18 protein-coding genes are annotated in these 15240 nt (G+C 61.6%); 6 read left to right on the top strand and 12 right to left on the bottom strand.

Annotated elements, in window-relative coordinates:
- Positions 1-26: 26 nt before the first annotated feature.
- Genes A3M3_RS0123155 through A3M3_RS0123140 form a run of 4 tightly spaced genes read right to left on the bottom strand, consistent with a single transcriptional unit; the run spans position 27 to position 2342 of the window.
- Complete coding sequence (locus A3M3_RS0123155; protein ID WP_028268283.1) at positions 27-377, bottom strand: P-II family nitrogen regulator; 351 nt, start codon at positions 375-377, stop codon at positions 27-29.
- Positions 374-1861 (bottom strand): DUF1538 domain-containing protein, encoded by a 1488-nt coding sequence (locus tag A3M3_RS0123150; RefSeq protein WP_028268282.1) that lies wholly within the window; start codon positions 1859-1861, stop codon positions 374-376. The genes A3M3_RS0123155 and A3M3_RS0123150 overlap by 4 nt, the downstream gene beginning before the upstream one ends.
- A gap of 41 nt (positions 1862-1902) precedes the next feature.
- Positions 1903-2073, bottom strand: a complete 171-nt coding sequence (locus A3M3_RS29180; protein WP_155854533.1) for a hypothetical protein — start codon at positions 2071-2073, stop codon at positions 1903-1905.
- Positions 2070-2342 carry a hypothetical protein gene (locus A3M3_RS0123140; protein ID WP_028268281.1) on the bottom strand — a complete coding sequence of 91 codons (273 nt, stop codon included), beginning with the start codon at positions 2340-2342 and terminating at the stop codon, positions 2070-2072. The genes A3M3_RS29180 and A3M3_RS0123140 overlap by 4 nt, the downstream gene beginning before the upstream one ends.
- A gap of 169 nt (positions 2343-2511) precedes the next feature.
- Between A3M3_RS0123140 and A3M3_RS0123135 the strand changes: the two genes are divergently transcribed.
- Positions 2512-3531, top strand: coding sequence for a HAMP domain-containing sensor histidine kinase (locus tag A3M3_RS0123135; RefSeq protein WP_028268280.1), 1020 nt, complete (start codon positions 2512-2514; stop codon positions 3529-3531).
- A gap of 4 nt (positions 3532-3535) precedes the next feature.
- Positions 3536-4189, top strand: coding sequence for a response regulator (locus tag A3M3_RS0123130; protein ID WP_028268279.1), 654 nt, complete (start codon positions 3536-3538; stop codon positions 4187-4189).
- Between the two features lie 370 nt (positions 4190-4559).
- Here A3M3_RS0123130 and A3M3_RS0123125 read toward each other — a convergent pair whose 3' ends face one another.
- The 8 genes from A3M3_RS0123125 to A3M3_RS0123095 form a co-directional block, all read right to left on the bottom strand.
- Positions 4560-4883, bottom strand: a complete 324-nt coding sequence (locus tag A3M3_RS0123125; RefSeq protein WP_028268278.1) for a hypothetical protein — start codon at positions 4881-4883, stop codon at positions 4560-4562.
- Positions 4883-5653, bottom strand: a complete 771-nt coding sequence (locus A3M3_RS0123120; protein ID WP_028268277.1) for a ParA family protein — start codon at positions 5651-5653, stop codon at positions 4883-4885. The genes A3M3_RS0123125 and A3M3_RS0123120 overlap by 1 nt, the downstream gene beginning before the upstream one ends.
- An 824-nt stretch (positions 5654-6477) precedes the next feature.
- The gene (locus A3M3_RS0123115; protein ID WP_231497414.1) at positions 6478-8382 is read right to left on the bottom strand and encodes a MarR family transcriptional regulator; all 1905 of its coding nucleotides are present in this window, start codon (positions 8380-8382) and stop codon (positions 6478-6480) included.
- Positions 8383-8463: 81 nt separating this feature from the next.
- A complete protein-coding gene (locus A3M3_RS29175; RefSeq protein ID WP_155854532.1) occupies positions 8464-8694 on the bottom strand; it encodes a hypothetical protein in 231 nt (76 codons plus the stop codon).
- A gap of 68 nt (positions 8695-8762) precedes the next feature.
- Positions 8763-10223 (bottom strand): MinD/ParA family ATP-binding protein, encoded by a 1461-nt coding sequence (locus tag A3M3_RS0123110; protein ID WP_028268275.1) that lies wholly within the window; start codon positions 10221-10223, stop codon positions 8763-8765.
- Positions 10224-10229: 6 nt separating this feature from the next.
- Positions 10230-10745: a hypothetical protein gene (locus A3M3_RS0123105; RefSeq protein ID WP_028268274.1), complete on the bottom strand. Its 516-nt coding sequence runs from the start codon at positions 10743-10745 to the stop codon at positions 10230-10232.
- Entirely contained in the window at positions 10742-11824 is a 1083-nt protein-coding gene (locus A3M3_RS0123100) for a CHAP domain-containing protein (protein WP_028268273.1), read from the bottom strand. The genes A3M3_RS0123105 and A3M3_RS0123100 overlap by 4 nt, the downstream gene beginning before the upstream one ends.
- A gap of 36 nt (positions 11825-11860) precedes the next feature.
- A complete protein-coding gene (locus A3M3_RS0123095; protein ID WP_028268272.1) occupies positions 11861-12133 on the bottom strand; it encodes a helix-turn-helix domain-containing protein in 273 nt (90 codons plus the stop codon).
- Between the two features lie 167 nt (positions 12134-12300).
- Between A3M3_RS0123095 and A3M3_RS0123090 the strand changes: the two genes are divergently transcribed.
- From A3M3_RS0123090 to A3M3_RS0123075, 4 genes are read left to right on the top strand one after another with little or no spacing between them, the layout of a single operon-like run.
- Positions 12301-12894, top strand: coding sequence for a DUF6668 family protein (locus tag A3M3_RS0123090; protein WP_231497413.1), 594 nt, complete (start codon positions 12301-12303; stop codon positions 12892-12894).
- A 13-nt stretch (positions 12895-12907) separates the two neighbouring features.
- Positions 12908-13195, top strand: a complete 288-nt coding sequence (locus tag A3M3_RS0123085) for a hypothetical protein (RefSeq protein WP_028268270.1) — start codon at positions 12908-12910, stop codon at positions 13193-13195.
- An 11-nt stretch (positions 13196-13206) separates the two neighbouring features.
- Positions 13207-13929, top strand: coding sequence for a hypothetical protein (locus A3M3_RS0123080; RefSeq protein ID WP_028268269.1), 723 nt, complete (start codon positions 13207-13209; stop codon positions 13927-13929).
- Complete coding sequence (locus tag A3M3_RS0123075) at positions 13929-15239, top strand: hypothetical protein (protein WP_028268268.1); 1311 nt, start codon at positions 13929-13931, stop codon at positions 15237-15239. The genes A3M3_RS0123080 and A3M3_RS0123075 overlap by 1 nt, the downstream gene beginning before the upstream one ends.
- The last annotated feature ends 1 nt before the right edge of the window (position 15240 follow it).

The raw sequence follows: 15240 nt of genomic DNA, 5'->3' as shown, positions 1-15240 counted from the left end.
TTCCTCCTTTTTAGGTGCGGACAGGCTCAGGCGCCCTCGCGGCGCAGGTGCTCCTCGAACCTGACCACCTGGCGCATGTCGATCCCGGTCAGGTGCTCAATCGGGATCGCGAAGGCCAGGCCCCGGGATTCGGTCCCTCTGACCAGTACCTGGTGCAGCTCCTTCAGGATGGGCGCAGTCAGGTGGGCGCCGACGACCATCAGCAGCACTGATTGTGTGCCTTCGAAGGTGAGCCCGAAAAACGTCTTCCTGGCCTCGCCACCGATGCCCTTGCCCGGCAGGATGGTCACACCCGTCGCGCCGGCCCGCTGCGCATGTTCAATCACCCTGTCTTCAAGCTCGTCGGGGGCGATCACGATGACTGCTGTGAATTTCATGCCGGTCTGCTCCTTAGAACGGGAACTCTTTCCCTCACCATGGCGTACACCATGACGGCGATGACAGGGAAGATGGAGGCATAGGCGATGAGGCCAAACCCGTCGATCAGCACGTTCCTGCCCTCCACTGCGGCGGCAAGGCCGATTCCGAGGGCGGTTACTATCGGCACGGTGACCTCCGACGTCGTGACACCGCCCAGGTCGAAGGCCAGCGCAATGATGTATTTTGGGGCGAAGAACATCAGCACGATCGCGATGGCGTAGGCGACCATGATGAAGTAATGGAACGGGCCGCCTACCAATATCCGGTAGACGCCGAAGCCGATGCCGAGGCCTACACCAACGGCGACAATGACCCGGACGGCGAACGCATTGATCTTGCCCGGTGACGCGTCCTGCGCCTGTTCCCCGATGGCCACCAAGGCAGGTTCAGCCATGGTGACCGCGAAGCCAATCAGCAGCGCAAAGAGCAGGATCAGGGCAGGGGCTCCCTGCTCGATCAGCTGCTCCGCCATCAGGGTCCCAAGCGGGAACAGCCCGAGCTTGAGCCCGACCACGAAGGCATACAGTCCCACCAGGACCATGATGAAGCCGACGACGACCCGCAGGGGGTGCGGCAGCCTGCGCCGGAGAGCGACCCATTGGAAGAACAAGACGACGGCCACAATAGGAAGGACTTCACGGACCATTGACGCGAGTCCAAGGATCATGCCGACCACCCAATCCGTTGCACCCTCCCCGGAGTCAGTCACCGGCGGCGCCGGTGGCCCGGCGGAGCCGAAGGTGTAGACCCAGATACCGTAGAGCTGGACCCCGATCATGGGCACCATCACGCACAGCGCAACCAACCCAAAGCCGTCCGCGAGCAGGCTGCGTCCCCTGATGGAATTGGCCAGGCCGAGACCGATTGCCGCGATCAGTGGGACACTGACGATGTTGGTGGTGACCCCGCCCGAATCGTAGGCAAGACCAATGATCTCCGCCGGGGCGATATACGTGAGTCCCAGCGCCACCGCGTAGCCGCCGATCAGCAACTTGTACACGGCCCAGCCCCGCAGAACGCGCAGGATGCCCAGGATCAGGACCAGCCCCACGGACACTGCGATGACGAAACGCAGCACCAGAGCGTTGATTCGGCCAGCGCTGACCAGCTGGGCCTGCTCCGCGACAGCGATCACCGCCGGCTCCGCGACGGAGGCCGCGAAGCCAATGGCAAATCCAAAGGGCAGCAACAGCCCCAGAGCCCCGCTCCGGACAAACTGATTCGCCAGGTTCTTACCAACCGGAAAGATACTCAGATCCAGGCCATACAGGAACAGGGCAATCCCTACAGCCACGATCAGAAGGCCGGCCGCCAGCTCCAAGGGGCCATCGGGAATGGAACGGAACACCAGCAGCTGGAACACCAAGACGACGACCACGATCGGCAGAAGGTTCTTGAGCGCCTTGAGGAATTCGCCGGCGAATCGACTGAGGTGCTCCATCGGGTCCTTTCCTGATAAAGATCCTGCGAGTACCTCGCCTGTCAGCTCGCCGTTCCGACTCGGTCGTAGCTTTCAACCACGGTTCCAGCGGGAATCGACGAGATGCGGTTGAGTGGGGAGGACCCGCGACCGCACGACCCGAGCCGCTTGTGGACTGCTTGCCCCGTTGCGTTCCTGTCGGTGTCCTCGGGCTCCGGGTCCACGATCGTCATTTCCCGTTCCCTGCCAGTCGGGCGACTCTGCGTTCAAGTTCGGCGATCCGATCGGTGAGCGGCTGGCTGTGCAGAAGCTCGGCGACCTGATCGGCTTCGTCCTCCTCGAGCACGATTCGTGCCACGGCCCGGTCGGGCTCGGCCGAGTCGTAAACGAAGATTTCGCGCCTGCCCGGACGGTCGACAACAATGCGGAACTGCTGGCCGTCGCGGGTCTGGCAGTCATGCAGCAAGCCAGCGCCGGGCACGGTGGAGTGGGTGGTCTCCATGGGGCCCTCCGTTCCCTGGGTTCTTTAGGGTGGATCCAGTCTCCCCCCGTGATCAGTGAGGTGCCATTGGGTCTGACACCCATTTCGGAGCGAGATGGGTGTAGGACTCCGCAGCCTGTGGGTGCGGGGCCTCATGGACAAAGCACCCAGGCCGCGTAAGGCTGGATGGATGCGGACTCCGCTCGAAACCAGGGCCGCCGGCGCGGCAGTCGGCCTGCCCCCGAAGGGACCGGCACAGTTGCTGTTCTGGCGACTGTTCATCATCAACGGGCTGCTCTTTGCGATCGGCACTCTTGTGTTGGCGCTCTCTCCAGCGACGGTGTCGTCGCCCGTCCTGCTGACCGAAGTGCCGGTCCTGATCATCGGACTGGCTCTCATCCTCGCCGCGAATGCCGCCCTGGTACGGGCCAGCCTGGCGCCGTTGGACGCGCTGACGACCGTGATGCGCAGGGTTGGCCTGCTGCGGCGCGGTGGCGACCGGGCGACCGAGGCGGGCAACGGCGACCTCAAGCATCTCATCCGCACCTTTAATGAAATGCTGGATCGGCTCGAAACGGAAACCAGCGCGAGCAGCGCCCTCGCCCTGGCCGCGCAAGAGGGTGAACGTCAGCGGATCTCGCGGGAACTGCACGACCAGATCGGCCAAAGCCTGACCGTTGCTCTCCTTAGCCTCAAGCGAGTTGTCGACCGATCTCCCGACGATCTGCGCGAAGAGAGCCTCGTCGCCCAGGAAGCGGTCCGCGCGAGCCTGGAGGAGGTCCGCCAGGTCGCGCAACGTCTCCGCCCCGGCGTCCTCGCTGACCTCGGCCTGCGCAGCGCCCTGACTTCGCTGGGCACCGAGTTCTCCCGCTCGAGCGGGATCCCGGTGAACTGGGAGATTGATGACGAGCTTCCCGAGCTCAGCGGGGACGTCGAGCTGGTGCTCTACCGCATTGCACAGGAGGCACTCACCAACGTCGCCCGTCATGCACACGCGACACGAGTCGATTTCGCGCTCACCTCATCCATGACTGGGCTGACCCTGCGAATTCGAGACAACGGGCGAGGCGGCGACCTCGCCGAGGGCGCAGGCATCCGCGGAATGCGCGAACGCGCCCTACTCATTGGCGCCGAGCTCACAGTCTCCTCCCGCCCGGGCGGGGGAACCGACGTTCGCCTCGTCGTTCCCGGCGCCAAGGCGAGGGGCTGAACCGATGGACGCACCCACGCGTATCCTTCTCGCCGACGACCACGCCCTAGTCCGCCGCGGCCTTCGCATGATCCTCGACGCGGAACCCGACCTCACCGTCGTCGCCGAGGCCGCAGACGGCACAGAAGCCGTAGCCGCCGCGACAGCCGGCGGAGTGGACCTCGCTATTCTCGACATCGCCATGCCCCAAATGACAGGCATCCAGGCGGCACGACAAATATCGCGGAACACACCCGACGTCCGGATCCTCATCCTTTCCATGTACGACAACGAGCAGTACTTCTTCGAGGCGCTACGCGCCGGAGCCTCTGGCTACGTCCTCAAGTCGGTCGCCGACCGCGACCTGATCGAAGCGTGCCGGGCATCAATGCGCGGAGAGTCCTTCCTCTACCCCGGCGCAATCACCGCACTCATCCGCGACTATCTCGAACGAGACCGCCGCGGCGACCGGATACCGAACAGTATCCTCACTCCCCGTGAGGAACAGATCACCAAGCTCATCGCAGAAGGCAACTCCACCAAGGAAATCGCCGACACCCTCAGGATCAGCGTGAAAACCGTCGACCGCCACCGCGCCAACGTCCTCCAAAAGCTGGGATTGCGCGACCGTCTGGACCTCACCAGGTTCGCCATCCGCACCGGGCTCATCGAGCCGTAAGAGCACCTTTATTGGCCGTCCAGCCCTACAAGGAATTGCCCCAACGATGCGACAAAGAGCGATCAAAAAACGCCGCCACTTATCGGCCAACTCCACATTTTTCGAAGGCTTGCCGGCAGCAGATCAGAAACGGTCGTTATTGACCTGCTCCGGATCTGTCTCCCAGCAACTGGCGCCCCGCCGGCCTCTCCCCCATCGCGACCAGGACCCCGCCTCGGAAAGGGTCGTCATAGACCGACACTCCAGCAGTGCTGGTAGTCGCTCACGTATGCAGCTCTCCACGGACCCTTGTTTGCACGCCAACTTCAGCGCGCCTGGCTCCTTGCCCCTCCCTTGAACAGCAAAGACTGATAATTACGTCCAGACATAATTATTTTTTAAGGCGATCCCTGACGGCTTCATCTAGGAAGTCGATGATCGAAAGTCCGTGCTCAGCCACATAGTCATCCATCTCATCTCGGAGTTCGATTTCTATCTTTGAGGAGAAGGGTTCCATCCGGCGTTTGCTCCGAGGGCGGCCCGGTCCGGGACGCCTGTTGGAGGATGATCGAGGAGCATCTTCCGAGAGTTCAGGTGCCTGGGCACGCAAAGGTTCTGTAGCCTGCGCTTTTTTGCTGTCGATTCGGGAGGTCAGAACATCGACCACGTCCGCAGCGGGTGCCTTGCGGATTGCTGATTTTCTCTCTACTGGCATCAGTTGACTCCATCGATAAAGCGAGCATGTTCGACGAACTTTTCGGTCATGATTACAGCTCCCCTGCTGTTGAGCTTTGTAAGAGGCGCTCTCGAGCTGACCGAGTCCTGCATGGCAGTCCTGAGTGGAAGGTGGGGGCTCCTTACGTCCTGACCATAGGCAGCCTCCAATTCGCCGATCTGGAAGGCATGCTCTCCGGTGAGGGGCGAACTGGTCTTGTTGATGATGATTCCCAGGAACTCAAGTGCCGGATTCAGGTGCGGTAGTGACTGCACTTTCTTCACTGTCTCCATGAATTCGGTGACTCCTTTGACGGAGAAGGCCGCAGGCTCGGTTATAGCCAGGACTCGATCAGCCCAAATAAGGCCATTAAGCGTCAGACGACCCAACGCGGGAGGAAGATCCAAAAGAATGTGATCGTATCCCGCCAATTCCTCGGCGCCCCATGCGGCGGTCTTTAACCGCAGCTCAGGAGTCATGAGGCTTTCCGATTCCAGCCGCGCAAGCGATTCTGAGCTGGGAATGAGATCAATGCCAGGCCAGGAGGTCTCTGTGATGGCCTGGCCCAAAGTGCCGGCATCTCCCCCATATAGCACGTCGAAGATGTCGAACTCGCCTGAGCCTTCAAGTGCTTCGGTGACGTTAGCTTGAGGGTCCAGGTCAATTACCAGCACCTTTTTGCCAATCAACTTGAGACCAGTGGCAAGACCCAGTGTCACAGAGGTCTTGCCGACTCCGCCCTTTCGGTTCCCTATCGCAGTTACTTTCACACGTCACCTCAGTCCTAATTAATAAATCTATCTGTCTGTCCATCTATCCATCCGTCAATCAATCTATCTTTACGTCATGACGTATTTATTGCCGCTCAACCCGCGTCCATGGCACCGCTGTCGAAGCAGGGGCATCTGTCTATCAGTCTATCCGTCTATCTTTACGTCATGACGTATTTATCTCGGCGAGTCGCCTCTGGAAAACGAAGCTACGGAAGGAGGAGCTTTCTCCGACCCAGCGCTACCGGGGAAGCAACAGTGAAACTATCCCTAGATCACGTGGGGCCCAAGGGCTCGCCAACGCAATGCTGGGGGAAGTGCCGAGGCTTTCAGGAACCGCATGAAGTTGGACAGACAGGTTTAGCGCCCAGGTTTAGCACCGAGCTGTCAGGATAGATAAATACGTCTGGATTTATTCCCTGTACCACTAACATAGACCCAGTACTCTGAGACGGCGACATTCAAGGGTAATTACGGGGATGACGCTTTCGTTGAGCCCGCATTTGGAGCGCCCTCGATTGAGCGGGGGATCGCCGCCTCTGGAGTTGTCCGCCCTTCCAACCCGGGCGTTTTCGGATTCAAATGTCTGAGTGCATATCAGCTTGCGGAGAAGACCCGCGTCATGCAGCTCTGGAGGCGGCGCAAGAATAAATACGTCAAGATTGATTCTCCGCCTGCGCCTTTGCTTGACCGAGGGCAGTACAAGCTAAGGAAGCCCTGGGCCAATGTCCATAAGGCCGAATCGAAGTCCGAAACAGGTCAATATTGTTCCCGTTCGACATCGTAGAGATCCGCCTCTACTCCCTTCCCTGTCATATTTCGCCTCAAGCTGCATACCAGATTGCCGCATCGTCGGGTGGTAGCCAGTACTCGTCCCGTTCTGGGTCAAATAGGTCGGCCTTTTGTACCTGGGTGGTAAAAAACCGGTCTAGGTAGGCGTGCCAAGCGGCGCGTTCATGTCGGTTACGGCTGATCTGTTCAAGGTAGTCATCCATGACACCTAGTCGTGCCGCGAGCATGCGCAGGTTGACTGTGGTCGTGTTCCATGTGTGTCCTTGGCGTTGGATCATACCCAGGGCTTCCATCTCTGCCAGCGCTGCCGAGCATGCATTCCGGCTGACACCAGTAGCCCGCACGAGGTCCGCTGTAGTGGGAGCGTCCCGACCACGTTCAATAGCTTCATACACCAGCGCTGTAGCGTCGCCAAGCGCCCGGAAGACAGGACGGATGGCGTGGATTTTTCCTTTTCGCCAGGATAATTCCCGAGCCAGTTGTTGATACTGCTCAGGGAGTTGGATGAGGTAAACGTCGGCGGTTTTGTGGCGTGCGTCCGCAACTTTGGTCAGGATGCCATCGGAGGCAGCAACCAAAACGGGCAGGAGCCGGGCGATCGTGACGTGGTGTTTTCCCATCGCGGCAGCAAGGGTTCGGCAACCAACATCGAGAACGTCAGTTTCCTTGGCTCTCATGTAACCCAGTAGCCCACGAATCAGCAAACGAAGACTAAGGCCCTGCCGGCCTCTGGCACGCAGTCTGTGGTCGACGACTGCGTAGAGAATATTTTCCAGGTCGTTCACGAGCTGGTGCACACCAGCGCTACTGAGTTTCCCCGCCCCCCCTGTGGTTAAAGTTGGGCTTGTGTTGTTAATAGGGGCAGTCTTTTTCCTCTGTTTATGCGGGTCTCGTTTCTGCAGAACTTGGGTGGAGGTGAAGGACTGGGCTTTGGCCCACTCATAGGGCAGGAGTCGTGCCTGGCGTTGAGGGGTTCCATAGAGCGCTGCCAGCCCGGGGAACTGGCCGGTGAGTTCGTTCTCGACGTGTTGTAGTGACCAACCACAGGCGCTGAAGTGATTCAGTACAGCCATCCGAGCTTCGGATGGGCTCTTGTACCTAGCCGTGTCATACAGGCCAGTACGTGCCACCCTGCGCAGCGGAGACTCACTGGCCATGGTTAGTGAGAGCTGCGGCAAGAAACCATTTCGCTGTGCGGCCACACTCCTGGCAGCCCTGGCTTTGAGTGCACGCTTACGGGTTAGTTCCGGAGCCAGAGCGGCCCGAAGCTCGACCAGCGCAGAGGCTGGGTTGCGGCGGCGCAGGATGTCGTAGGCCTGGGAGAGTGGAGTGACGAGGGTTTGATGGCCTCCGGCCTTGTGCACCGAACCAGGGACACGGATACATCCGTCCGTGATGTTCTGGTGAGGACTCGGGTCCAGGCTCGTCGCCGTCAGCGCCAGCGCTTCCACCAGCTCCCTGGCTTCGGTTGCGTCCATACGATCCCGCAGCGGGATGTAAACGTGCCGGCCACCACTGGGGGAGAAGTCCTCAACAAAAAGCACCCCGCATGCCGACAACAACCGGCCCACCCGGGCAGCGTCCGCATCAACCACACCCTTGAGGGCCTTGGACGTGTCAAAATCCAAGCACAGCGTGGCAACACAGCCATCCGGCCCATGCACCATCACCGCCGCAGGACGCTCCGGAAGCGACCGTGTGATTTTCGGCGTGGCCCGCGGCCGCGGGTACTGGAATCGCGAACCAACCCACCGACCCAATCGGTACGAAGGTGCGCCAGCAATCATCGGAGCAAGGCTCCATGCCTCTTCTGGCTTCACATACGGCGCGACACCCATAAGGGCATGCGTTGACGCCGATACCGGTTCCGGTACCATGGTGTGCAGTAGTTCCTTTCGAGGTAACACAAATGGCACCCACAGCGTGGGTGTTGTCAAAAGTTCAGATCGTGTCCCGCCAAGAACTGGATCTGGACTTAATGCTTCCGAGAAGGCCCGCCTAGTGCGGGCCTTCCTCTCTTAAGAGGCGATACGGCCGATAGGCAGTTCCTCCTGGCCGCTAACGAATGTCATGTCGATAGCGGCGAGCTTTTCAGCAACGGCATGTGCGATGAACTCACTAGCCGACTGCCCTTGGTGATCTGCAACAGCGAACAACTTTTCTGCATCTGCAACGGGGAGCCGGGTAGTCAGAACATGACGGTCCCCTTTAGAAGGGCGTCCTCCGCGTGCGCGTTTCTGAATTGCCATGCCCCTCACGTTAGTTTCTGAAACGCTGGGGATCGGACATAAAGTACGGCGTGTCGGCTTCATCTCTTTTAGAAGCCTTTTGCGACGGCGGCGGCTGCGGCGAGCCAGGCTCGTTGGGTGGCTGGCTGGAGTGCGTCGTAGCGGATGGGTCCGTTGACCAGGGCGGGGTCGTAGGGGATGCGGACAACGGCTCGTACATGGGGGGCGAAGCCGTCAGCGATCCGCCGGGCTTCGTCCTTGGCGCGTTTGAGCGCGTCGCCGCTCATGCTGCGCTTGGCGTCGGTGGACTCGGACACGATGACGACGGCGTTGCGGGCCAGCTCGGCGTCGTGGCCGCCACGGGATTCGAGGGTTTGGAGAGTCAGCCGGGCGGCTTCGGCGCGGTCTTCGATGGCTGTCACGGGGACCACGAGCTGGTTGGTGTGGTGGATCATTCTCCGCCAGTTGGCGGCCCGGGCGGTGTTTCCTGAGTCCATGACGATCAGACGGTAGTAGCGGGTGAGTACCTGGTGGGCGATGTCCACTTCCTCTGCGGTCACTTCGTGGTCGCCCTCCTCGTTTTCGTCTGAGCGCAGGACGTCGAACTTGTCCGAGGTCTGGTGGTGGACGAACTGGGCGATCTCTGCTGCTTGGGCGCTGGGGGAGAGCAGCGCCTTTGATGAGTCGATGAGATCCAGGACGCTGTTGTTGTGGCCGCCTTTCTCGGTGCGCCAGCCGAGGGTGCCCTGTGATTCGTTGTTGTCCCAGGCGACAGTCGCCGCGCCGCTGTAACGGGCCAGGATCGCGCTGAGCATGACGACGGTGGGGGTCTTGTTCGCTCCACCCTTGCGGTTGACGACAGCCACAGTGCGAGGGCCGGGCCAGTGCTGGCTCACTGTGCGGATGTCCTCGCGTTCGGCCAGCTCTTCAGGCGAGGGGTCCATGCGGAAGCCCAGGCGGCTGAGAACGCCGCGCCAGCCGCGCGTGGCCGGCTGGAGCACGGGCGCGCTGATGAGGAATGAGGTGTCTTTGAGGCTGCGCCGTGTGGCAGGCTCAGCTGCGGCTGCTGTGGCGGCCGGCGCGGGCCCCTGGGCTGAGTCCTTGACAGCTGCACCGAAGGTCACCGGCGCAGGGTCGGCAGGGCGTGCCGGCACTTCTTCGGCCGGAGAGGCATCGGGAGCCGAGGCTGGTGTAGGAGCAGGCGCGGCCGTAGTCGTGGCCTTGGCCGTTCTGGGGGAAGGGGCTGCCGTAGCGGGCAAGGTGTCCTGCTCCTGCTTCGGGGTGGGCTTGATAGGAGCGGCCTCGCTGACAACACCTTCGGGGGAGACGATGATGAGGCCCTGGCCGTCCGGATCGGTGGTGCTGACGCGGACGGGTCGGCCAAGCTGAGCAGCGGTTTCAGAGATGAGGCGTAGCGCCTCGCCCAGGACAGCGGCTTCGTCGGCGGCCTCGATCGCGTGGGAGGTTCCGTTGATGGTGACTTCGCCGGTTCCGTTGGTCCGCAGAACGGCGTTGATCTTGGGGAAGTCGAGTGCTTGAGTTTCCATCATCTGTCCTTACTTTGTGCCGTTCGGGGGCGTGAAACGGTTGACCTGCCAGGGCTTGTCGGCTGCGCTGCGGAGCAGCTGCACGTCGTAGTCGCCGACATCGGTGGGAAAGACGACATGGCAGCCGAAACCGTTGTTCTCATCGATCCTGAGTTGGCCCGTTCCAGTGATCCTGGTGACCGGGATGTTGGCCGGGTCAACATATTGGTAATCAGCGGTTGCTTGGGCGGTGAGGAGCTGGCCGAGTTCCTGGATCCATTGCTTGTCCGTGACAGTGGGACGGGCATACAGCGTCATGGCCTCGGTCGCGGTTTCCAGCGCGGCTGTTTTGCTTGCCTCGTCCCAGGCAATGCCTAGCGTGGCCGGCGCTGTGCCGCCGGGAGCTTGGGGCTTACCGCCCGCGCTGAGCGTGGCTGAGCTGGCGGCGGAAGCACTGGGCGATGGTTCCCCGGGCGTAGAGCTGGATACCGGCGCGCATGCCGTGCACACGAGCAGGGCCGCGAGGGCTGTCAGGGTGCGTTTCATGGTTCCTCCGGTGAGTTGCTGCCGGGCAGGTAGAGAAAGGCGCTGGGAGTGCTGTTCTCTACTGTGCGGGTGTAGTAGGTGTGGTCGTTCGGGGCGGGGTTGCCGTTGTAGCCCTCTTCCAGGAAGCTGCCGTCACCGTTAACGGCTTTGACGACGGCGACGTGGCCGTAGGTGCCGTCTGCGCCTCCGGTGCCGGGGGAGTACCAGACGACAGCGCCGACACGTGGCGTTTTGCCGGTGGGCCAGCCTTTGGCGTCCCAGCCGTCTTTCCAGGTGAGGGCAGAGCCGAGGACGGCACCGTCAGGCCGGAAGGTGCCGTTGAGGACCTTGTAGGGGGCGGTGGTGCTGCCCAGTTGCTGGTTGACACGCCAGAGGGCGAAGTCGACGCATTCGCGGGTGTACATGCCCAGCGGGGATGGTTCGTAGATCTTGGCCGTGCGCCACGGCAGGTCATCGTCTTTACCGGATTGGCCGGGGATCCCGCAGGAGCTTTCCCCGCCGGCGTCGGTGATCTGAACGTCGCCTAGGGCGGCGACAACCTCGACGGCGGCGGCCCAGTAGGGCTGGTAGTGGAACGGGTCGGCGTTGCGCTGGACCCTGTGTGCGGCCGTGGTGGGTTCGAGCTGTTCCCACCCGCTGACCTTCTGCAGGGCGGTAAAGAAGCTCGTCGCTGAAGTCGTTGGGTTCATGCGGTCCGCGTAGGTCCCCCATGCGCCGTTGTCGCGCTGCTGGAACAGTCCCCGGGAGTCAGGGCCCGGGCCGTCGCCGTAGTCCAGAACCCGGAGCCCGGATTCGCCCATGGCCGTCATGACACCGATCGTCTGTCCCCGGGCGGACAGACCAAGGGCTTTGCCTGCATTGATGACCAGGGCCGCGTTCTTCAGTTGCTCGCCCTCGTAACCGGCAATAGCGACTTTGGGCAGCTGGCTTGCGTCAACGCTGACGCTGGACCCGGTTGGTGAGCAGACATCGGCCGCGGCCTGGGAGCCCCCGCCGAACAGGATGATGGACAGCACCAAGCCGACGGGTGCAAGGACGGCGCCGGCGACCAGCGCGGGCGCGCTCGTTCGTGATTGCATGTGTCCCCCTCACATCTGCTCGTCGGCTGCTGCGCCCTAGGGCTGGTCCTCGTCGTTCACTTCTGGTATCTGGCCCTTCCTGAGCGTGTTCCGGTTCTCCCAGACCCAGTCCTTGACTTGATCTCTGGCGATTAACCATGTCTTCTCGACTTGGTAAGCAGGAATCACTCCGGTTTGGAGCCAGCGGTAGACGGTGTTCCGGGACAACCCGAAGATCTCTTCGAGGTCCTGAGGCGTAAGACGCTCCGGGTACTTGGCGAAGAGTGCTTCCAGGTACTTGGGGTCCACGCTCAGTCCGTCCCACCGCATAGAGCCATCGTAGACCACAAATTGGTACTGTGATGTACTGGAGGTGACTGAAAGGTATTAAAGCTGTTGTTGGGGGTCACTTTTGGCCTTTCGTGTCGGATGGTACCGATACGATCTTTGCGGACATTAGTAGGGGATGTGAAATGCCGGTCTCAAAGAATCGCTGGGTGACGCTCGGCGCAGAAACTATCGACGAACCCGTTTCAGCTATCCCGGAAGAGCCGCCTTTCGTCCCTACGGGGGCGACCAGGCCGCAGCTGAGTGTTCCGCAACCGGACCAGGCGGACCGGCTTCCCCGAAGGAACGTTGCGGGGAGGGAACCGAGCTTTTGGTGGCTTGGTGTCCACGGCGGCGCTGGCGAAACTTCGCTTGCACGCCTGGACAAGAGAACCAAAGCCGCCGAACATCAGTGGCCTTTGACGGCAGCCGGATCCGCGATCGTCCTGGTTGCGCGGTCCAATATCCCGGGTCTTCGTGCAGCACGGCTCGCTGCCACTGAATGGGCTTCCGGCTCTCTTTCCGGGATCCACGTCGCCGGCCTGGTGGTCATGGCTGACGCTCCCGGACGGCTCCCCAAAGAGATCCGCGACTTCGCCCGCGTCGTCGGTGGGGGAGTGCCCCACATGTGGCATTTCCCCTGGGTAAACGCATGGCGTTATGGCCATGACGTCGCCACCGAGGAACTTCCCAAAGAAGCCCGCACCACTCTTGAACAGGTCCAGATCGCAGTAACTGCCACTGCCGGACACACGGCTAAGTAGAAAGTAGAAACTAATGATGTTTTCCAAGGCCATGGAATGGTCAAGCTTTGCCATCACTGAGATACCGAATCCGGGCACAGGTGAAGCGCCTCCCGGCTCTGAAGGTTTGCTGACAATCCTCAAATGGGTCGCATGGATCGTCTTCGGCCTTGCCGTGGCGGGCATCCTGATCACAGCCGGAACGATGATGATCAACAACCGACGCGGAGAGGGCGGCGAGCATGCCGGCCGTCTGGCATGGGTCCTCGGCGGGTGCATCCTGGCAGCCTCCGCTGGCGGCGTCGTAGGCGCCCTGGTCTAAGGAGCCGAGCCATGACTGAACCGACAGTGAACGAAGACCAGAATCCGCTCACCAAACCTAAGTTCATCATCTCGGCCGTTGTCGTGGCGATCATTGTCGCGCTCGGGGTAATCCTGGCCCTGGTTCCCAGAGGCGGGGGAACGGCGTCCCCTGAACCGAGCTCCACCAGCACGAGCACCAGCAGCCAACCTGCGGCGACGTCGGGGGCCAGCGTGTGCGGCCTGCCATCCGGTGATCAGGCCAAGCCGGCCACTACACCCGCTGATACCAAATGGGAATTGGTCGGCAAGATCGCCGCACCAACATCGCCCACGCAATTTGGCCCCGGCAAGACCGAAGCCAACGGCCTCCGCTCCTGTTTCGCACACTCACCGACCGGCGCGTTGTATGCAGCGGCAAACATGACTGCGTTGTCCTCAGCTGGAAAAGCGGACCTCGTTTATCAGCAGTTGGCTGTACCAAGCCCGGAGCGAGATGCGGTGCTGAAGTCATCCCCAACAGCCGCCCCAAACTCCGTGACCGCCCAATTGGCCGGCTTCACATTCCGTTCTTACGAGGCTGACCGGGCCGTCATTGATCTCGCATTCAAGGGTGCAAATGGAACTTTCGTCTCCATCCCAGTTCCGCTCCAGTGGTACGAGGGCGACTGGAAGTTCGTTGTTCCGGCTACAGGGGACACTGGGGCGCGACAGCTCAGTGACCTCAGTGGCTACGTTGAGTGGGCCGGTGTCTAATGGCTGACTGCTCCGGCTTGAATGCAATAAATCCCTTTTGCCAGGCAGGGGCGGCCATTGAAGATGTCGCCAATGATGCCGTGAAGAACATGGCGAAAGCTATTGCCGATGCCGTTGGACAAACAGTCCAAACACTCGGGACCTTTTGGTTGAACGTGGGAACTCCCGCTCTGACCGCGGCCCCGGGAGGGTCCACGGCGAGTGACCCGGTGTTGTTCCTGCAGAACAGTCTCTACTTCTGGACGGCTTCCCTGGCTGTGCTGTCCGTCCTTGTGGGGTCAGCAAAGATGGTGATTGAGCGCAGGGGTGCGCCTTTGCGGGATCTGGTGCGTTCGCTGGCGACGTTGATCGTCATCTCCGGCGCCGGTGTGGCGGCAGTGGGACTGCTGACGGTCGCGGCGGATCAGTTTTCTGCCTGGATCATCACTAATTCCACGAACGGGACCTCGTTCAACGAAAACATCACGGCCCTGTTGGCGCTTTCGGCCACCAGCCCGATCGGGTCGATCATGATCATTCTCCTGGGGCTCATCGCGATTATGGCCTCCGTAATGCAGATCGTGCTCATGATCATCCGCGGTGGCCTGCTCGTCATCCTGACAGGGATCTTTCCTACGGCTGCAGCTTTCAGCAACACCGAGGCCGGCAAGGGTTGGTTCCAGAAGTGCACAGCTTGGCTGATCGCTTTCATTCTCTACAAGCCCGCGGCCGCCATTATCTACGCGACGGCCTTCCAACTCAGCGGCAGCAAGATCTTCGGAAACGTTGGTGACGGCAAGGACTTCGGCTCCGCGCTCCTGGCAACAGTCACCGGACTGGCTCTGATGATCATTGCCTTGTTCGCCCTGCCAGCCCTCATGCGGTTCGTCACCCCGATGGTTGGTGCTGTCGCTGGCGGCGGTGGCGCTCTGGCAGCAGGGACGGTCGGCGCACTGGCTTCCGGCGCAATCAGCATGGGCAGCGCCGGACGCGGCGGCGGATCATCCACCAGCTCGACGACAACCAACAGCGCATCTAGCCAAAGCCCTGCATCGCAGGGCCCTTCGGGCACTGGCAGCCAGGGAACAGCAGGAACGAACGGCACCCGGGGTTCGGGAGCCACGGGCGCCCAATCAGGAACTGGCCCGACAGCATCTACCGCCGGTGCGGGCAGTGCTGCTGCAGGCAGCGGAGCAGCCGCCAGCGGCGGCGCTGTGGCCGCGGGCGCGGGCGGTGCCGCCGTACTGGCCGCACAGAAGGGCGCAGAAGCAGGCCAGGCCGCTTCCGGGGCCATCAAAGACATGAGTGAAGAATCCACGGGGGGTGCTTGAA

It is taken from the genome of Arthrobacter sp. MA-N2, from assembly GCF_000517125.1.
GTDB lineage: Bacteria > Actinomycetota > Actinomycetes > Actinomycetales > Micrococcaceae > Arthrobacter > Arthrobacter methylotrophus.
This window is presented reverse-complemented; position numbering and strand designations above follow the sequence as displayed.